The sequence below is a fragment of the Pseudomonas sp. NPDC087615 genome (assembly GCF_044743445.1).
Classification (GTDB): domain Bacteria; phylum Pseudomonadota; class Gammaproteobacteria; order Pseudomonadales; family Pseudomonadaceae; genus Aquipseudomonas; species Aquipseudomonas baetica_A.
This window is the reverse complement of record NZ_JBIUWM010000002.1, coordinates 38195-57377: the sequence shown is the minus strand read 5'-3', so window position 1 is coordinate 57377 and position 19183 is coordinate 38195. Positions and strand designations below refer to the sequence as shown.

20 protein-coding genes are annotated in these 19183 nt (G+C 59.8%); 3 read left to right on the top strand and 17 right to left on the bottom strand.

Features of this window, described 5'->3' with window-relative positions:
- Positions 1-13 precede the first annotated feature (13 nt).
- From ACIOU6_RS01715 to ACIOU6_RS01700, 4 genes are all read right to left on the bottom strand, one after another.
- Positions 14-652: a LysE family translocator gene (locus ACIOU6_RS01715; protein WP_221731374.1), complete on the bottom strand. Its 639-nt coding sequence runs from the start codon at positions 650-652 to the stop codon at positions 14-16.
- A 168-nt stretch (positions 653-820) separates the two neighbouring features.
- Positions 821-1537 carry a hypothetical protein gene (locus ACIOU6_RS01710; protein WP_401133260.1) on the bottom strand — a complete coding sequence of 239 codons (717 nt, stop codon included), beginning with the start codon at positions 1535-1537 and terminating at the stop codon, positions 821-823.
- 37 nt (positions 1538-1574) lie between these two features.
- Positions 1575-2291 (bottom strand): hypothetical protein, encoded by a 717-nt coding sequence (locus tag ACIOU6_RS01705; RefSeq protein ID WP_401133257.1) that lies wholly within the window; start codon positions 2289-2291, stop codon positions 1575-1577.
- Positions 2292-2486: 195 nt separating this feature from the next.
- Entirely contained in the window at positions 2487-3761 is a 1275-nt protein-coding gene (locus ACIOU6_RS01700) for a hypothetical protein (RefSeq protein WP_401133255.1), read from the bottom strand.
- Positions 3762-3980: 219 nt separating this feature from the next.
- Between ACIOU6_RS01700 and ACIOU6_RS01695 the strand changes: the two genes are divergently transcribed.
- Positions 3981-4580 carry a hypothetical protein gene (locus ACIOU6_RS01695; protein ID WP_401133253.1) on the top strand — a complete coding sequence of 200 codons (600 nt, stop codon included), beginning with the start codon at positions 3981-3983 and terminating at the stop codon, positions 4578-4580.
- A gap of 46 nt (positions 4581-4626) precedes the next feature.
- Here the strand turns inward: ACIOU6_RS01695 and yiaY are convergent, their stop codons facing one another.
- On the bottom strand, positions 4627-5775 hold the full coding sequence (yiaY, locus tag ACIOU6_RS01690; protein ID WP_221731379.1) for an L-threonine dehydrogenase: 1149 nt from the start codon (positions 5773-5775) through the stop codon (positions 4627-4629).
- A 154-nt stretch (positions 5776-5929) separates the two neighbouring features.
- Here yiaY and ACIOU6_RS01685 point away from each other — a divergent pair, with 154 nt between their 5' ends.
- On the top strand, positions 5930-6949 hold the full coding sequence (locus tag ACIOU6_RS01685; protein WP_221731380.1) for a DUF4917 family protein: 1020 nt from the start codon (positions 5930-5932) through the stop codon (positions 6947-6949).
- 60 nt (positions 6950-7009) lie between these two features.
- Here the strand turns inward: ACIOU6_RS01685 and ACIOU6_RS01680 are convergent, their stop codons facing one another.
- From ACIOU6_RS01680 to ACIOU6_RS01650, 7 genes are all read right to left on the bottom strand, one after another.
- A complete protein-coding gene (locus ACIOU6_RS01680; RefSeq protein WP_401133248.1) occupies positions 7010-7354 on the bottom strand; it encodes a YegP family protein in 345 nt (114 codons plus the stop codon).
- A 167-nt stretch (positions 7355-7521) separates the two neighbouring features.
- On the bottom strand, positions 7522-7827 hold the full coding sequence (locus ACIOU6_RS01675; RefSeq protein ID WP_221731382.1) for a ribbon-helix-helix domain-containing protein: 306 nt from the start codon (positions 7825-7827) through the stop codon (positions 7522-7524).
- A gap of 13 nt (positions 7828-7840) precedes the next feature.
- Complete coding sequence (locus ACIOU6_RS01670) at positions 7841-8422, bottom strand: DJ-1/PfpI family protein (RefSeq protein ID WP_221731383.1); 582 nt, start codon at positions 8420-8422, stop codon at positions 7841-7843.
- 266 nt (positions 8423-8688) lie between these two features.
- A complete protein-coding gene (locus tag ACIOU6_RS01665) occupies positions 8689-9903 on the bottom strand; it encodes a class I SAM-dependent methyltransferase (RefSeq protein ID WP_401133245.1) in 1215 nt (404 codons plus the stop codon).
- A gap of 138 nt (positions 9904-10041) precedes the next feature.
- A complete protein-coding gene (locus ACIOU6_RS01660; protein WP_401133243.1) occupies positions 10042-10659 on the bottom strand; it encodes a TPM domain-containing protein in 618 nt (205 codons plus the stop codon).
- A 33-nt stretch (positions 10660-10692) separates the two neighbouring features.
- Complete coding sequence (locus tag ACIOU6_RS01655) at positions 10693-11445, bottom strand: TPM domain-containing protein (RefSeq protein ID WP_401133240.1); 753 nt, start codon at positions 11443-11445, stop codon at positions 10693-10695.
- Between the two features lie 13 nt (positions 11446-11458).
- Complete coding sequence (locus ACIOU6_RS01650) at positions 11459-12067, bottom strand: LemA family protein (RefSeq protein ID WP_401133237.1); 609 nt, start codon at positions 12065-12067, stop codon at positions 11459-11461.
- Between the two features lie 259 nt (positions 12068-12326).
- Between ACIOU6_RS01650 and bglX the strand changes: the two genes are divergently transcribed.
- Entirely contained in the window at positions 12327-14618 is a 2292-nt protein-coding gene (bglX, locus tag ACIOU6_RS01645; protein WP_221731388.1) for a beta-glucosidase BglX, read from the top strand.
- 154 nt (positions 14619-14772) lie between these two features.
- On the opposite strand, the gene ACIOU6_RS01640 is transcribed toward bglX, so the two are convergent.
- The 5 genes from ACIOU6_RS01640 to ACIOU6_RS01620 all read right to left on the bottom strand — a co-directional run bounded on the left by ACIOU6_RS01640 (position 14773) and on the right by ACIOU6_RS01620 (position 19122).
- Positions 14773-15930, bottom strand: coding sequence for a phosphatidylserine/phosphatidylglycerophosphate/cardiolipin synthase family protein (locus tag ACIOU6_RS01640; RefSeq protein ID WP_401133233.1), 1158 nt, complete (start codon positions 15928-15930; stop codon positions 14773-14775).
- A 1-nt stretch (position 15931) separates the two neighbouring features.
- Positions 15932-16522, bottom strand: coding sequence for a YceI family protein (locus tag ACIOU6_RS01635; protein ID WP_221731390.1), 591 nt, complete (start codon positions 16520-16522; stop codon positions 15932-15934).
- Positions 16523-16724: 202 nt separating this feature from the next.
- Positions 16725-17021 carry an amidase gene (locus ACIOU6_RS01630; RefSeq protein WP_401133230.1) on the bottom strand — a complete coding sequence of 99 codons (297 nt, stop codon included), beginning with the start codon at positions 17019-17021 and terminating at the stop codon, positions 16725-16727.
- Positions 17018-18091 (bottom strand): serine hydrolase domain-containing protein, encoded by a 1074-nt coding sequence (locus ACIOU6_RS01625; protein WP_401133227.1) that lies wholly within the window; start codon positions 18089-18091, stop codon positions 17018-17020. Before ACIOU6_RS01625 ends, ACIOU6_RS01630 begins: the two co-directional genes overlap by 4 nt.
- 152 nt (positions 18092-18243) lie before the next feature.
- Complete coding sequence (locus ACIOU6_RS01620) at positions 18244-19122, bottom strand: acyl-CoA dehydrogenase (protein ID WP_401133225.1); 879 nt, start codon at positions 19120-19122, stop codon at positions 18244-18246.
- Between the last annotated feature and the right edge of the window lie 61 nt (positions 19123-19183).

The window sequence follows — 19183 nt, the reverse complement described above, 5'->3', positions numbered from 1 at the left end:
CCTGCAAACAAAATCAAGCCCTGTTCGGCATCAGCCCAGGCAGTGCATGCACCAGCGCATTGATGGCGAAACCAATGAACATCACGCCACACAAACGGGTGATCAGCCGCTCATGGCGTTGATACAGCATACGCACCCGCTGCGCGCCGACAACGCCGATGAGGATAGCGTAAGCCAACAACCCGCCGAGAAAGCTCAAGGCGATCAGCGCCGGCAGCATCGTCCAGTTGAGCAATTCGGCGCGGCTGGACAACAGCGCGGTAAATGTCGCCACCGCGACCGGGTAGGCCTTGGGGTTGGTCAGGCCAAACACAATGCCGTGCCAGAACGGCTTGCGTGCCGCGCCTTGGGGCTCGTCACCGTTGCGGCGCTGGGCACGCACCGCCCGCCAACCGAGCCAGAACAGATACAAACCACTGAGCACGCCGAGCACATCAAACGCGGTGCTGCCGATTTCCCGGGCGCCGACAATCGCGATCAACGCCGTGCTGCACCAGACCACATCACCGAGCAAATGCCCACACAGAAACCCCGCCCCCGCTCTGCGCCCATGCGCCGCGCCGATGCCAAACACCGCCAGCACACCAGGCCCCGGTGTGATGCCATAAATGAAACCCGAGGCCAGCACGGCCATTAACAACGATGGGGTCATGGAACACCTGCACATGACGACGCAAATGATGGCCAGTCTATATCAGCTCAACGCGTCGGGTCAGGACTAGTCGTAGAAACGCATGCCGACATGCAGATTCGGCATATCGCGGTCTGCCCCCTAGCTGCGGCTGGGCTCATTGACGGATTGAGGCCGGTGAGCATTGCTTCAGTAACCTCTGAGGTCTTCAGGCACGACGTATTGTTGGCCGTCGTAGGTCAGGGTGATTCGGGTTTTCTTCAGGTTGGTGTTTTTTGAAATGCACTGTTTTCCCGATTGGGTGTTTTTCATTTTGATGCCGCTGGTGGTGACGATCAGATCGGCGAAACCGTAGTGACTTGATGAACCGACCTCGACGGTTCTGCGGATCTTCCTGGCGTAACCCTCGCAATCACTCATGAATTCGCCGTTGTTCTTGTAGACCACCAAACCTTCCAGCACCGGGCGCAAGGTATCGCCCTCGCGCACATACAGCGCCAGATCGGTTTTCTCGTAGGGAATGGCGTGGGAACTGTGGACGAACTTCGAACGCAGGCCAAAAGCACGGACGTCCGGTGCCAGTCGGTAGCGGCCTGTGTCGACGCGCAGATCATCAAACCGCACGGCATCGGAGTTGTACGCGCCCGGTTTACGGTAAGTGGCGACGGGTTTGGCATTGCTGGCGTTGACGATCGCCAGATCCAGATCGAACACCCCGGCATCGTCGCCACCGGCATCAGCAAGGTAGGTGGACTTGACCGCGATCGCCTGACTCGGGAAGGCCGGCCAGACGATGCAGCGTGACAGTGATTGGCCGTCGAAGGCGTTTGTGGTGCAGGCGGCTTGGGCTTGGGCAGTGACAGCCAGAAAACCGAGGGCGATAAGGAGTCTGGTGGGGATGAGCATGGTTCTTCCTTGATAAAAATCGTTGTTGGCAGGCTGGCTACAGACTTTTGAAACCGGGTGGCAGGACGTAAGAATTTCCGTCGTAGCGCAAGGTTGTCAAAACCGGGCTGTAGACGGTGGTTTTATCTTCACACGCGTCCCCTTCACCTTCGCTTTTCGTGCCTGTTTGCTGGGTTTTGACGATCAAGTCTGCGTAACCGTGGGAGCTCGTTTTAGCGATATCGATGGTTCTTGAGATCTCGAAGCGCTCCCCAGCGCAGTTGTCATCCCACTCGCCGCCGTACTCATAAACCACCAACTGACGCAGGACTGGGCGCAATTTTTCACCCTCCCTGACGTAGAGCGAGAGTTGATTTTCTTCCAGTGGATTGAGGCGAGAACCGTTGGTGAGCAATGCCCGCACGCCAAAAGCGCGAAGGTCGGGGGTGAGTTTGTAGCGAGCCGTATCCAGTGTCAGCTCGCGCAAGCTGACGCCATCCATCACGAAAGCAGTGGCCTGGTGATAAGTCGCAATCGGCTTCGGTTGCGCGTCTTTCAGCACCGAAAGGTCCAGATCATGGGTGCTGAGCGCGCCAGCGGCGGCACGGGTGAACCGGGTTTTGGCGCTGATGGTCAGTCCCGGGTAAGCCGGCCAGTCCTTGCAGACTGACAAATCCTCGTCACCCATTACCGGCGCCGGCGTGCAATCGGCAAACACCTGCCCCGCCATCAGCCACCCGCACAGCGCCACACCGCCGATCAATCCAGACTTCATTGTCACATCCCGCTCCTCGATAGCTTTTCAGCCGCGCACTATCCCCTCCTGAACGAACGGTTTCAACCGAGTGAACTCTAAATGGCCACTACCTAATACGGTCCAGTCAAACCAGTGGAGCTAGCCGGTGCCACGCAGTGCACTGCCATCGCGAGACCGCTCATTCCCCCCAAAAAACCGTGCTTCAACTCGATATCAACTGTGCGTCAGCAATCGGATCAACTGTGCGGAGTCGTTCTTTGTTCCCAGCACCACGACTGAAGCGTCTTGCAAGCAGGCATCGCCGGCGATCCAGTAGATCTCGGCCGTGCCATCGAGATCAAACGACTCGTCCACCGAACCGTCCTTCAGGAAGCCCCCCGTCAGCAGATTGCGATGCCCTCCCGAGGTCTGACCCACGGTGACAATGCGCTGATCCGCAGAATCATCCACTACAAACCCAGCAACCCAGCTCTTGAGTTCCTGCGGTTGCGTCGAAGCGCTAAGAACCGGCGCGCCGCCATTGAACGACGGATCAATTTCGCCGGCGTGGGTGATACCGGTCATGAACGCATGTTGACGCTTCTCCCCGCCAGCCGCCTCGACAGCAGCGCCGATCAAGAGTAAGCGCTGTGCCGACTGCTCAACGATGCCGTTCACCGAGCTTTCCAGCGGAGTGCCTTCATTGCGAATGTTCAACAGCAAAGTACCGTCATTGCCGAATGACTTCGCAACCTGTCCGGCATTGTCAAACGCCATGATCCACCCCTGATGGGTGACTTCTGTCTTGCCATAAACCAGTATCAGCCCACTGTTCAGTTGCGTGACGCCTTGCAACTGAATGGCGACTCCGGGGTGCGTGATGTAGATCCAGCCGTTGGCATTAAACGCGGTGTCATCGCTGCCATCGAGGAAAAAGCGCGTCAGCAGCGCGCCCCCCTGTTTCGAAGTGGCGAAAAGCAACCTGTCGTGCGCCGCCGCTTTTTGGTCCGATTGCGCCAATTCCAGGCTTCCGGCAACCGCACCGAAGAGAGAAGGAACGCGCATGGGAACAATTTTGTAACCGCTCTGACTGTCACCGAACTCAAGATCAGGCGAACCGTCCGGCAGAAAGCGCGCAATGATTTGCTCGTAATCGACAGACGTCACTTTGATGAGTCCGCACACCCAGATCCCGCCGCTCGCATCGATGCTGAGTTTCCCGCCGTGTGAGGGTACATCACGCCTGTATTGCCCCACGACATAGCCGGCCTGGCCAAAAGTCGTATCAAGATGACCATCGGCGCGCAGACGCGCCAAGCCATAACACAAACTGCCCGATGCATCGGTGACGGTCGCACTGACCATGATCTGACCGGTGGGCGTTGTCGCCACACCCTGACCTACGGTCTTGCGTGCAGTGGGGAACTGCAGCGTTTGCAACCCGGCATTTGCAAAGGAACGATCCATTTCACCGGCTGACTGCGCTTCACGTGCGTTGGTTCGTGACATGTTCGTAGGCTCCTCAAGAGATCGGGTTTGATCCGTTTCCCGGGCCATTCGATCCGAGTCCTCCACAGACCACAACTGATAGAAATGACAGTCTTTTAGAAGAAATCGCAATTATTCATCGAACAAAAAAACCTAAAGAACTGTTACTTCTTACAGGTTCTCTAGAAAAAGAACCGTGCCAACCTTTCGCTTCATTCCACCCGGCAACGAGAGCACGTCATGAGCGCTTCGCCCCATTCCAAAATTGAGTCAGTGCCTGCCCCGGTCATCACCTACCCTGCCGCAGACGCCGAAACGGGCCCGGCAACACTCTTACTGGGCATCGGGGTACCCGGCGCTTTTGTCGAAGTGTGGGACATTGAACACACACAGTTGCACGGAAAAGGATCCGTCAACGCGAATGGCCGATGGGCCTTTAGTTTCAGTGGCGATCTTGCGCAGGGACCACACCGTATTCACGCCCGCCAAACGTTCAACGACGAAACATCCCCATGGACTGACATTCGTTTGTTTAATGTCCTCCTGCAACCGGATGTCAATGCACCTGCGATTGGCACGCCGCTGGAAGGAGAACAGACGGATAACGCTGCGGTTTTATCAGGCGATGTACGACAGCCCGGTGGCATCGTGGACATTATTGACCTCGACGCCAACCTGTGGATTGCCTCGGCAACGGTGGAGGGCGACCTGAGTTGGCAAGCACAGGCATCGAGCCCATTGTCGGCAGGCCCCCATCGGATTTCGGCCATTCACCGCGTGGCGGGCAAGGTTTCCGATTGGGCGCGTATCCGGACATTTTCGGTACGCGACGAGACGTAAGGCCAGGCGAACAAACCGTTCAGGCTGTTCGCCCAATCCGCGCACTTCAAAACGCGTTGCGGAAAATCTCCTCGATCTGGCGCTGATCCGCCGCTCGTGGGTTGGTCAGGCCACAAGCGTCTTTCAGAGCATTGGTGGCCAGGATCGGGATGTCCGTGAGTTTGGCGCCGAGTTCACGCAAACCACCGGGGATCTCGACGTCCTTGGCCAGACAACGGATCGCGTTGATCGCCGCCTGAGCGCCCTCCTCAGGGCTGAAACCGCGAACATCGGCCCCCATGGCCTGCGCCACATCGGTCAAACGTTCAGCACACACCAACGCGTTAAACGTCTGCACATGAGGCAGCAACACGGCGTTGCACACGCCATGGGGCAAGTCGTAGAAACCGCCCAACTGGTGCGCCATCGCATGCACGAAACCGAGCGAAGCGTTGTTGAACGCCATACCCGCGAGGAACTGCGCATACGCCATGTTCTCCCGCGCGATGAGGTCGCTGCCATCGCGCACGGCCAGGCGCAGATTGTTGCTGATCAGGGTCATGGCCTTCAGCGCGCAGGCGTCGGTAATCGGGTTGGCGGCTGTTGAAACGTAGGCTTCGATGGCATGGGTCAGTGCGTCCATACCGGTGGCGGCGGTCAGGCTTTTCGGCATGGCGACCATCAGCGCCGGGTCGTTGACCGACAGCAGCGGCGTGACGTTGCGGTCGACGATGGCCATTTTTACGTGGCGCGATTCGTCGGTGATGATGCAGAACCGGGTCATCTCGCTGGCAGTGCCGGCGGTGGTGTTGATGGCGACCAGCGGCAGTTGCGGTTTTGTGGATTGGTCGACGCCTTCGTAGTCGCGGATCTGCCCGCCGTTAGTCGCACACAGAGCGATGCCCTTGGCGCAGTCGTGGGGTGAACCACCGCCCAGCGACACCACGAAATCACAGCGGCTTTCCTTGAGCAGCCCCAGTCCGGATTCGACGTTGGCGATGCTCGGGTTCGGCTTGGCGCCGTCGAAGATCACCGAATCAATGTCCTGCATCGCCAGTTTCTCGGCGACCATCGCCGCCACGCCCGCCTTGGCCAGCCCCGCGTCAGTGACGATCAGCGCCTTGCGAAAACCATAGTTGCGGATCGCGACCATGGCTTCATCCAGGCATCCGCTGCCCATGATGTTTACGGCCGGAATGAAAAAAGTGCTGCTCATGCGCCTCTCCTGACTGGGGCCGAATCGACTGCTGCGATCCGGCGGACGCACACAGGATCGACTGATCGGTCACACCGGATGTTGATCTGGCTCAATGCCTGCTCGTGATAAAGTCGCCGCCCATCAGCCCCTTTGTTTTGAGACCTCCCACGCAATGACCGATTTTCTGGATGTCGACGCCACCCTCGAAGACTGGAATGCCTTGCGCGCCGCGACCGAGTTCAAGGGTTTGCTGGTGGGTAACGGCGCCAGTCGCGCCGTGTGGGACGACTTCGGCTACGACTCGCTGTTCGAAAACGCCCGCACCGTGGAAGAGAAACCGCTGAGCCCGTCGGAACTGGCCGTGTTCGACGCGATGCACACGCGCAGCTTCGAGCAGGTACTGGGCGCACTGAAAACCACCAGCCGGGTGAACAAGGCACTGGCCATCAGCTCAGCCGCACCGCGCAATCGCTACTACGCGATCAAGGAAGCGCTGATCAACGCCGTGCACGCCGTTCATATCCCGTGGCGACGGGTTCAGGCCTCGACGCTGACCACGCTCAACGGAGAACTGGCGCGCTATCGCACGGTGTTTACCACCAATTACGACTTGCTCAACTATTGGGCGCTGCAGCACAAAAGCGAGACCATCGACGATCTGTTCAATGGCACGAATGCGAGTTTTGATCTGAGTGAAAGTGCGACTGAAAAACCGCGCTTGCTGTATCTGCACGGTGGTCTGCATCTGGTGCGTAATCAGGACGGCACCGCGCGCAAACTGACCTCCACCGAGGGCACGCTGCTCGGCAGTTTTGCGATCAACAACACGATCAAAACCCTGGATGACGTGCCGCTGTTCGTCACTGAAGGGCCAAGTGCCGAAAAACTCAAAACCATTCGCAGCTCGGACTATCTGTCGTTCTGTTATGCGCAGTTATTGGCGCATGGCGACAGTTTATGCATCTTCGGCCATGCCTTGAGTGAGCAGGACGCTCACATTGTCCGGGCGCTGCGTTTGGCGAAACCGAACGCCGTGGCGATCTCGATTTATCCGCGCAGTGCGGCGTTCATTCAGCATCAGAAGCGGCATTACGCCAAGGTGTTTGAAGGGACAGGGGTTGAGTTGCGGTTTTTTGATGCCAAGACGCATGCGTTGGGGAGCCCGAAGCTTTCGGTGCCCGTCGAGGTCTGATGTCAGCGGGCCTGACGCCTTCGCAAGCAAGCCCGCCCACCTATTGACCTTCAGCGTTCCTTAGAGAACCGGCAGAGTCTTGTCCTTGATGGTTTTGGTTGGCCCGTTGGCCTTGACGCTGGCGATGCCTTTGGCGCAAGCGGCGTCTGAGGAGTACGACTCGCTGCTGCCGATGATCTGATGGTTGGCGGCCTTGAGGTTGAAGTACGGATGCCCGTCCTTCGTCGTTTTTTTCTCGTAGCGTTCATCCAGCGGGCTATTGGTCTGCACCGAAGCAATGCCATTGTCGGCTGCCGCGCGGGTGGTGTAGAGCTCGCTGGTGAGAATGGTTTCAGCGTTGGCGGCTTTCAGCACAAACCTGAACTGGCCGTTGCTGCTTTTACTGACTTCGTACCATCCGGACATGCTCGTTTCTCCTTGGCGGTTGAGAGGTTACGCGCCAATGAGTAAAGACCAGCCTCAGACTTCTGTCGCCTGAACCAGCCTCTTCGCGAGCAAGCCCGCTCCCAAATCTGGAACGCATTACCCTTGTGGGAGCGGGCTTGCTCGCGAATGAGGCGACTCGGTCCCGGCTATTTCACCCGCGCACGCACCACCGACAACGGCGTCTCAGCCACCCGACGCTGACTCAGATACCGCGTACAACTCACCCGCAAGAACGACGCAAAGTTCACCACCTCCCCGCGATAATCCATCACCTCTTCGTACAGTTTGGCGATCAACTGGTTAGTGGTCATACCGTCGACCTCGGCGATTTCGCTGAGGATGTCCCAGAACTGGTTCTCCAGGCGCAACGTCGTCACCACCCCGCAGATGCGCAATGAACGCGAGCGCGATTCGTAGAGGATCGGGTCGGCCTTGACGTAGAGCTCGCACATGGGCGAATCCTCGTTACAGGGTGATTTGGGTGCCCAGCAGACCGAGGAACCCGGCCAGCCAGTTCGGATGCGCAGGCCAAGCCGGCGCGGTGGCCAGATTGCCTTGAACGTGGCCGTCGGTCACGGGGATGTCGATGTACGTGCCGCCCGCCAGTCGGACTTCCGGCGCGCAAGCCGGATAGGCGCTGCATTCACGCCCTTTTAGCACGCCCGCTGCCGCCAGCAACTGGGCACCGTGGCAAACGGCGGCGATCGGCTTGCCGGCCTTGTCGAAGGCACGCACCAGTTCGAGGACTTTTTCGTTGAGACGCAGGTATTCCGGGGCACGACCGCCGGGAATCAGCAGCGCATCGTAATCGGCCTCGCTGACCTTGGCGAAATCGAAATTGAGTGCGAACAGGTGACCGGGTTTTTCGCTGTAGGTCTGATCGCCTTCGAAGTCATGGATGGCGGTGCGTACGGTCTTGCCGGCAGCCTTGTCCGGGCACACGGCGTGGACGGTGTGACCGACCATTTGCAGGGCCTGGAACGGCACCATGACTTCGTAATCTTCGACGTAATCGCCGACCAGCATCAGGATCTTTTTCGCGGCCATGGGGAGGACTCCTCTGGGAAAGGGCTTGCGGGAGTATTCAAGGTAGACCTTATCGGGACGAGCAGGTAATAACCGACTACTACCGAGTTATCGTTCTTCGCGGGCAAGCCCGCACACAGGTTCTGCGTCGATCACAGGTTGTGTGTGGGACGCAAATACTCTGGGGCGGGCTTGCTCGCGAAGGGCCCCTGACAGCCGACAGCTTCGTTGACTGTCAGTACGCCTTCGCGAGCAAGTCGAATCGGCGCACCGCCGCTGTCACAGGATCAGAGGTAACCGTCAGCGCGCAGCAGGGTCTCCAGGCAGTGCTCGCTGATGTTGTAGAACGCCTTCAACTCCTGAATCTTCACCAGCAACTGAGCCGGGTCCACCGGCTCAGCGCGTTTGACCGCCAGAATCATCTTGTTCTTGTTGGTGTGATCCAGCGAGATGAACTCGAACACCTTGGTTTCGTAACCACAGGCCTCAAGAAACAGCGCGCGCAGACTGTCGGTGACCATCTCCGCTTGCTGCCCCAGGTGCAAACCGTATTGCAGCATTGGCTTGAGCAGCGCCGGGCTCTGGATCTGCAAGCGGATCTGTTTGTGGCAGCACGGCGAGCACATGATGATTGAGGCGCCCGAACGGATGCCCGTATGGATGGCGTAATCGGTGGCGATGTCGCAGGCATGCAGGGCGATCATCACGTCCAGTTCGCTCGGCGCGACGCTGCGCACATCACCGCATTTGAATACCAGCCCCGGGTGATCCAGCTTTGCCGCAGCGCTATTGCACAGGTTGACCATTTCTTCACGCAACTCGACGCCGGTGACTTCGCCCTCGGCCTTCAAGGTGTTGCGCAAGTAGTCGTGAATCGCAAACGTCAGGTAACCCTTGCCCGAACCGAAATCCGCGACCCGCACCGGTTTGTCCAGCGCCAGCGGTGACGAGGTCAGGGCATGGCTGAACACTTCGATGAACTTGTTGATCTGCTTCCACTTGCGCGACATTGCCGGGATCAGCTCGTGCTGCGCGTTGGTCACGCCCAGATCCTTGAGGAACGGACGGCTCAGCTCCAGAAAGCGGTTTTTCTCGCGGTTGTGCTCAGCGGACGGAGCCTCACGCAATTGCTGAGGTTTGCTCCTGAAGAGCGAAGGCTTGCCCTTTTTGCTGTATTCGAGCTGCGCTTTGTCAGTCAACGCCAGCAAATGCGCATTTTTGAACGAGGCCGGCAACAGCGCGGCGATCATCGCTACGCCTTCCAGCAACGGCAGGTTCTTGGTGATGTCGCGGGTCTTGTAGCGATAGACGAAGGACAGGTTAGGCTGCGCCTTGACCGTCACCGGTTTGATGATGACCCGTTGCAAATCCGCCTCTTCGCCGACGTACTTGGCCAGCACCAGTTTGATGAAGCCGTTCTGTTCGAGGCTGGTTTGCAGCAACTCGATGAACTGGGCGTGGTGATCCGGCGCGGATGGCGCGGTGGGGGCGGTGACGGACATGAACAAACGGCCTCGGACGGGGCGAATCGGGAGTGGCGGGTATTTTAGGGGGGATGCGGGTTGGGGACACGCTCTTATTTACCGAACGGGATAAACTGCGCCGCCCCCACACCACAAGGGACTGCTGCGCCCTGAGATTTAACCCAACACCACCAACCGATTTGGCAATTCATTGCGTACCTGCGTCACCGGCACATGCACTTTGAGCAATTCGCCACACGCCTCGATGCAGGTGACAAACCCTTCCAGCGTGCGCCCCTGCCGCACCTGCTCGGTAAACGCCGCGACAATGGCATCCCAGCTTTTATTGTCCAGTCGCCGGGAAATGCCCTCGTCCACCAGAATTTCCACATACCGCTCAGCCTCGCAGACAAAAATCAGCATCCCGGTGCTGCCCACCGTGTGATGCAGGTTCTGTTCGAGAAACTGCCGACGTGCCAGATTCGAGGCGCGCCAGTGACGCACCCGGCGAGGCACCAGATGAGTGGTGATCTTCGGCAAGCGAAACAACAGACACAGCACAATGAAAATGCCCCACTGCACCAGCAGCAGACTGCGCATGGTCAGCCAGCCGGTCAGGTAATGCACAACGCCCGGTACCACCAGCGCCAGCAGGCTGGCCCACAGCAACGGGATGTACGCGTAATCGTCGGCGCGGGCGGCCAGCACGGTCACCAGTTCCGCGTCGGTGTCGCGCTCGACGCGGGCGATCGCCTCGGCGACTTTGCGTTGTTCGTGTTCAGTCAGTAATGCCATGTCAAAGAGTGCCTGCTCATTATTGTTGTGTACTCACCAGCCGCCCGACGAACCACCGCCGCCGAAACTGCCCCCGCCGCCGCTAAAGCCCCCGCCTCCACCGCCGCCGCCGAAACCTCCACCGCCAAAGCCACCGCCACCACCGGACCCGCCACGGCCGGCGGGAAGGATACCGAGCATCTGGCAGACAAACACCGTCAGGATGAACAACATCACTAAAAACACGAACAACGTCGGGTGCCGAGAGATGAAATCATCGGAAGGATCACCGCTGGGCTCATACACCGTTGACGGTTCGTCCAGCGGATTACCCCCCAGTACCACCAGCATCGCCGCGACGCCGTCGCTGATGCCCTTGCTGAAGTTGCCGGCTTTGAAGGCCGGCGTGATGACTTGATGGATGATCACCGACGTCTGCGCATCGGTCAGCCGGTCCTCCAGGCCATAACCGACTTCAATGCGCAATTTGCGCTCGTCCCGGGCGACGATAAGCAATGCGCCGTTGTTTTTGTCTTTCTGGCCGATGCCCCAGTGCCGGCCCAGTTGCACGCCAAAATCTTCGATGGTGGTGCCTTGCAGATCCGGCAGCGTCACCACGACCAATTGCTCGCAGGTCGCCTGTTCGTGCGCCTGCAACTGCTGGCTCAGTTGCGCACGCACTGACGGCTCGATCATCTGCGCGTCATCCACCACCCGCCCGCTCAGCGCCGGGAACGTCAACTCGGCCCGGGCGCTGACGGCGAACAGCCACAGCATCAGCACCAGGCCCATTTTCAACACACGCATGGGCAACCTCGGATCAGAACTTCACTTCGGGCGCCTTTTCTGCACCGGGGGTGGTGGCTTCAAAGGTTTCGCGGATCGGCAGGTCGCTGTACATCACGCTGTGCCAGAGGCGTCCCGGGAAGGTGCGGATTTCAGTGTTGTATTTCTGCACCGCCAGAATGAAATCGCGCCGCGCCACGGAGATACGGTTTTCCGTGCCCTCAAGCTGCGATTGCAAGGCCAGAAAGTTCTGGTTGGCCTTCAGGTCCGGATAACGCTCAGAGACCACCATCAAACGGCTCAACGCGCCGCTCAGTTGATCCTGCGCCTGTTGGAACTGCTTGAGCTTTTGCGGGTTGTCGAGGGTGCTGGCATCCACCTGGATCGACGTCGCCTTGGCCCGCGCCTCGATCACGGCGGTCAGGGTCGCCTCTTCATGCTTGGCGTAGCCTTTCACCGTTTCGACCAGATTGGGGATCAGGTCGGCGCGGCGCTGGTACTGGTTCTGCACTTGGCTCCAGGCCGCTTTGGCCTGCTCGTCGAGGGTCGGGATGTTGTTGATGCCGCACGCGGTCAATAGCGTGGCCAGTACCAGCAATGTGGCGACCTGCAAACGCGAGCGGTTGATTGGGCTGACATTCATCAAAGCGATGCTCCTTGGCACATTTCATTAAAAACCGTCGGCGAAAACTTCGGGGCCGGCTCTTGGGGCATAATCGGCCTCGTCACTGGAATGCGACGGGTGAATGGGCTAAAAAGTGCCCTGCGCGTTCACGCTACCGAGTGTCGGCTATGGTTTTTGGGCTCGGTATTTTTGAGCCGGCACCCGAACAACAATAGTCGCTCCCTAAATTTTGGCTGGCGGCATTGCATTGCCGCTTGGGCCCTTGAGAAAAACATTCATGAAGAAGCTGTGTTTGCTGGGTCTGCTCGTCAGCCTGGCCAGTCATCACGTATTGGCCGCCACGACCCCGGTGCCCCTGGAAAACAAGGACGCGTTCATCAGCCATCTGATGAGCCAAATGACCCTCGAAGAGAAGATCGGCCAGTTGCGCCTGATCAGCATCGGCCCGGAAATGCCCCGCGAACTGATCCGCAAGGAAATCGCCGCGGGCAACATCGGCGGCACGTTCAACTCCATCACTCGCCCGGAAAACCGTCCGATGCAGGACGCGGCCATGCGCAGCCGTCTGAAGATTCCGATGTTTTTTGCGTACGACGTGATCCACGGTCACCGTACGATTTTCCCGATTCCGCTGGCGCTGGCGTCGAGCTGGGACATGGACGCCATCGGCCTGTCCGGACGCGTGGCGGCCAAAGAAGCGGCGGCCGACAGCCTCGACATCACCTTCGCCCCGATGGTCGACATCTCCCGCGATCCGCGTTGGGGCCGCAGCTCCGAGGGTTTCGGTGAAGACACCTACCTGACCTCGCGCATCGCCAAAGTCATGGTCAAGGCTTATCAGGGCCAGACCCCGAGCGCCGCCGACAGCATCATGGCCAGCGTCAAGCACTTCGCCCTGTACGGCGCGGTCGAGGGCGGTCGTGACTACAACGTCGTCGACATGAGCCCGGTAAAGATGTACCAGGATTACCTGCCACCGTACCGCGCCGCGATTGATGCCGGTGCCGGCGGTGTGATGGTCGCGTTGAACTCGATCAACGGCATTCCGGCCACCGCCAACACTTGGCTGATGAACGATTTGCTGCGCAAGGATTGGGGCTTCAAAGGCCTGGCAGTCAGCGACCACGGTGCGATCTTCGAACTGATCAAGCACGGCGTGGCCCGCGACGGTCGTGAAGCGGCGAAGCTGGCGATCAAGGCCGGCATCGACATGAGCATGAACGACACCCTGTACGGCAAAGAACTGCCGGGCCTGCTCAAGTCCGGCGAGATCGAACAGAAAGACATCGACAACGCCGTGCGCGAAGTGCTCGCCGCCAAGTACGACATGGGCCTGTTCAAGGACCCGTACCTGCGCATCGGCAAGGCTGAAGACGATCCGGCCGATACCTACGCCGAAAGCCGCCTGCACCGTACCGAGGCTCGTGAAGTGGCGCGGCGCAGCCTGGTGCTGCTGAAAAACCAGAACGAAACCCTGCCGCTGAAGAAAACCGCGAAAATCGCGCTGGTCGGTCCATTGGCCAAGGCACCGATCGACATGATGGGCAGTTGGGCGGCGGCCGGTAAGCCGGCGCAATCAGTCACGCTGTTCGATGGCATGAGCGCGGTCATCGGCGACAAGTCGAACCTGATCTACGCCCGTGGCGCCAACATCACCAGCAACAAGAAGGTCCTCGACTACCTGAACTTCCTCAACTTCGATGCACCGGAAGTGGTGGATGATCCGCGCCCGGCCAACGTGTTGATCGACGAAGCGGTGAAAGCCGCCAAAGACGCTGACGTGGTCGTTGCGGCAGTGGGCGAATCCCGCGGCATGTCACACGAATCCTCCAGCCGCACCGACCTGAACATCCCGGAAACTCAGCGCGAGTTGATCCGAGCTCTGAAAGCGACCGGCAAACCGCTGGTGCTGGTGCTGATGAACGGCCGTCCACTGACCATCCTTGAGGAAAAGGAATCGGCCGACGCCATTCTGGAAACCTGGTTCAGCGGCACCGAGGGCGGCAACGCCATCGCCGATGTGCTGTTCGGTGACTACAACCCGTCGGGCAAACTGCCGGTGACCTTCCCGCGATCCGTGGGGCAGATTCCCACCTACTACAACCACCTGAGCATTGGCCGGCCGTTCACGCCAGGCAAACCGGGCAACTACACCTCGCAGTATTTCGACGACACTACCGGCCCGCTGTTCCCGTTCGGCTATGGCTTGAGCTACACCGATTTCAGCCTGAACGACATGGCACTGTCGTCGACCACCCTGAACGCCACCGGCAAGCTCGACGCCAGTGTCACGGTGAGAAACACCGGCAAGCGCGACGGCGAAACCGTGGTGCAGTTGTACATTCAGGACGTTACCGGTTCGATGATCCGCCCGGTGAAGGAACTGAAGAACTTCCAGAAAATCATGCTCAAGGCCGGCGAACAAAAAGTCGTGCACTTCACCATCACCGAGGATGACCTGAAGTTCTACAACGCTCAGCTCAAGTACGCGGCAGAGCCCGGCAAGTTCAACGTGCAGATCGGCCTGGATTCGCAGGACGTGACGCAGCAGAGCTTCGAACTGCTGTAACTATTCAGGCCACACATGCCCGTGTGAGAGGGGCCATTGTGGGAGGGGGATTGCTCCCGAATGCGGTGTATCAGCTAAATACATGCTCAATGACATGCCGCCTTCGGGAGCAAGCCCCCTCCCACATTGGAATCCACTGGTTTCGGAATTGGCGTTAACCGCGTCTGTCGAGAATGTTGACCACCAACCGATCCACCCACCCCCAGATCCGCTGCTTCACCCGTCGCCACAACGGCCGACGCTGCCACTCCTCCAGGCTCACCCGCTGACTCAAGCCGAAGTCCTTCTCGAAACTCGCCCGCACCGCCGCCGTCAACGACGGATCGAGTGCCTCCAGGTTCGCCTCCAGATTGAAACGCAGGTTCCAGTGATCGAAGTTGCACGAGCCGATGCTGACCCATTCATCCACCAGCACCATTTTCAGATGCAGGAAACACGGCTGGTATTCGAAGATCTGCACCCCGGCCTTGAGCAAGCGCGGGTAGTAGCGATGCCCGGCGTAGCGCACGGAGGGGTGATCGGTGCGTGGGCCAGTCAGCAGCAAACGCACATCGACGCCACGAGCGGCGGCCTTGCGCAGGGAGCGGCGGATTTTCCAGGTCGGCAGAAAATACGGCGTGGCCATCCAGATGCGTTTCTGCCCACTGTTCAGGGCACGGAACAGCGACTGCAGAATGTCGCGATGCTGGCGGGCGTCGGCGTAAGCCACGCGGCCCATGCCGTCGCCTTTATCCGGCACACGGGGTAAACGCGGCAGGCCAAAATGCGCGGCCGGGCGCCAGGCGCGGCGATAGCGGTTGGCGATCCATTGCCGGTCGAACAGCAACTGCCAGTCGATGACCAATGGACCGCTGATCTGCACCATCACTTCATGCCATTCGCTGGTGTTGTGGCCTGGCGTCCAGAACTCGTCGGTGACGCCCGTACCACCGACCACTGCAGAACATCGATCAACCAGCAACAGCTTGCGATGATCACGATAGAAATTGCCAACCCAGCGTCGCCAGCTCAAACGGTTGTAAAAACGCAGTTCGACCCCGGCCTGGATCAGGCGCTGGCGCAGATTGAGGGTAAACGCGAGGCTGCCGTAATCATCGAACAGACACCGCACACGCACACCGCGCTCGGCTGCCAGCACCAGCGCTTGAACGATGGTTTCGGCGCAGGCGCCCGCCTCGACCAGATACAGCTCAAGTTCGACCTGTTCTTTGGCCTGGGCAATGTTCTGGAGCATGCGCGCAAAGAATTGCGGGCCGTCGATCAACAACTCGAAGTGGTTGCCGTCACGCCACGCAAACACCGCGCCGCGCATGTCAGCGCGCCGTGAAGATCAGCACCGCACCCACCGGCACCGACAGACTGATGGCCGACAGACCGGCCAGTTTGCGCAAGCTTTCAAGCCCCGGAGCCAGGTCGAAATCCTCGGCATTGATCACCAGCGGCTCCAGCGTCACCACTTGAAAGCGCCGGTCATCGAGACGTGTTGCGAGCAACTCGGCGGGGTATTCATGTTGCTTGCCGTGCAGGTTGACGGTCAGCGGCAAACGTAATTCAAGTTGTGCGCCGGGGGCCAGATCGTTGATCGGGCGCAGGTCGATCCGGGTGGTGATGGTCGCAGCGGGGAACTGCTCAATCTGGAACAGCTCCTTGCGCATACGCTCGTCACGCAGGGGGATGCCGCTGTTGATCGAGTCCATCTCGATTTCGACTTCGGCGCGACCATTGGGGTCGACTTTGCCGTGCAACACCAGAAAGCGCTGCACTTCGGCAAGGCTGGCGTTTTTTGTGCTGACGAACGACAGCCGCGACGACTCGCCATCCAGATACCAATTGGCCTGCGCGGGCAGCGCAGCGGCGGCCAATAACAGGCTGGACAGGGTTGCAAACAGGGAACGGTTGAACATTGAAGACTCGTGGGGCCGATAAACCTGAGCCGAACATTAACCGCCCGTGGCGTTATTGCAAACTTTCAATCCTCGCCAGTCCATTGGCTGGAAAAGTTCCCGTGGGCGGGCTTGCTCGCGAAAGCGCCGGCACAGGCAACATTTGTGGTGACTGACACACAGCCTTCGCGAGCAAGCCCGCTCCCACTGGGGGACGAGCACATCAAGGATTGAGGCGGCAGCCTTGGCGTTCGCCCGACCACTGGGCGCTGTTGCTGCGCCCCATGCCGCTGACGGTGATGGTCTTGCTGGCGGGCTCATCGTTGAAACGGCTGGTCGGCAGCCACTGTTTCACATAGCCCCGGCAGTATTCGGCCTCGTTGTTCATCACGTAACGGCACGAACAATATTCCTTGGCGGTGTAGGCGCTGATGATGTCGGGGAAGGCCCACAGGTTTTCGCGTTCGTATCCAATCCAGCCCAGCAGCACGACCAACAGCACCAGCAAGAAGCGCTTCATGGCTGCACCGCCTTCAGCACACGTTTGAGCAGTTCGTTGTGGCGATAGCGGCCGTCGCGATCATCGGCGTAGCGCACGATCACCAGTTTCTCGCTAGGGATCACGTAAAGGGCCTGGCCCCAATGGCCGAGCGCGGCGAAGGTGTCGGGTGGTGCGTCGGGCCAGGGCGATGCGCCACCGTCCACCGGGCGATTAAGCCACCACTGGCCGCCGGGGACGGCTTCGTCCTGATGGGCCTTGTAGCCGGCGAAGGGTTTGAGGTTGAAGGCGAGCCAATCCTTGGGCAGCAATTGCCGATCAGCCCAGCGCCCGTCGCGGGCCATCAACAGGCCGACCCGCGCCAGATCCCGTGCGGTGAGGTAGGCATAAGACGAGGCGACAAACGTGCCGTTGGCATCGGTTTCCCACACGGCATGGCGTATGCCCAACGGGTCAAACAGGGCCGTCCACGGATAGTGCGGATAACGCTGCGGGCCGACGATGGTTTTCAGCGCGGCCGACAACAGATTGCTGTCGCCGCTGGAGTATCTGAACGACCGCCCTGGTACCGCATAGCTGTCGTGATTGGCCGTGAACGCCGCCATGTCGCGATGACCACGGGTATAAAGCATCGCCACCACCGAGGATTTGAGCGGCGCGTATTCGTAGTCTTCCTGCCAGTCGAGGCCAGAGGCCCAGTGCAGCAGATCGGCCATTGTGATGGCGGGGTGTTTTTCCAGGGCCGGGTAAAACTTCACGGCGGCATCATCAAGCCTGAACAGGCCTTCGCCGTACGCCACACCCAGGACTGTGGCCATCAGACTTTTACTGATCGACCAAGTCAGGTGCGGGGTGTCGGCAGTGGTCGGGCCGGCGTAGCGTTCGTAGACGATCTGGCCGTCGCGAATGACCAGCAACGCGTCGGTGCGCATGCCTTGGCGGGTGGTGTCGTCGCGGGGCGGGAAGGCGTAGGTCTCCAGTTCCTCAACCGCTGGGCCAGTGAGCTGCGGGCCCGTCGACCATTGCTCGCCGGGCCATTGCCCGGCCTGAACGGTGAAGCTGATCAGCAGCAGGAGCAGGCCTTTGAACATGGTGAGGGCTCTTGAAAATAACCTGCTGAGGGTAGTCGGGGTTTATGACAAATGTGTGGTGTTTTCAGGGCCCCTTCGCGAGCAAGTATTCGAGTTCCTTCAGTTGGAATGCAATCAAACTGTGGGAGCGGGCTTGCTCGCGAAAAGGCCGGTCAGGTCTGCGCCAAAGCCTTGGCCAGCCGCTTGGCCCTGGCCCCCGAAGCCAATTGCATCACGCCTTGATCACGCTGCCACATCGCCGCCCACTCCGGATTCCCATCGGCCAATGCCTGATCGACTTCAGGCTTGAGCGCCTCAAACTGGGCAAACAACCCACCCAGCAACACATGCCCGGCCGGGGTATTGGGTGGCTGCCGACTCATTTCGGCACACCCGGCCAACAACGCCAGCAAGCGTAATTGCAGCGCTTGTGGCCAATCGCTGTCCTGCCCGACGCCATACAACCACGCGGTCATCGCACTCAACACATAGACATCTTCCAGGGTGCGGAACGGTTTGACGTAAGCATCCCAGCCATCCCCGGCGAGCAATTCGCACAGGGCGCCATCGAGGTGCAGCCGACCATGGCTGATGTCTGGCATCAACGGCAGCGCCGGCAGTTTTTCCACGCGCACACCGGGTTCGCCGGGATACACCACCGCCAGGCTCAGGCGCGGCGTCTGGCCGGGGTCTTCACTGCGGGCGGCGATCAGCAGCCAGTCCGCCGCATCGCCAGCGGTGACGAAATCCTTGCGCCCGCTCAGATGCAAATCGGTCAGCCGCGTTTGCATATCCGCCGGGCGCAAACTGCGCTGTTCAGTCGCACACAACGCCCCAAGGCTCAGCGGTGCGCTGGGCCAAAGCATGCGCAACGCCGCTTGATAACCGACCAGAAACGCCAGCCCCGGCGTTGCCATCAACCGCCCTCCCGTCACCGCCATTTCGAACGGCGTGACGTTGCCCAGCGTGTGCAACAACGCCGCAAAACCTTCTGCCAGGTCAGCAACGACGGGCATTCGTTCACGGCTTTCAAGCAGATCGGGCCAAGGCATAAGAGGCTCCTCGTGGGCTGTCATATAAGCATCACCAAACGTTCATGGCGATGACACCGGG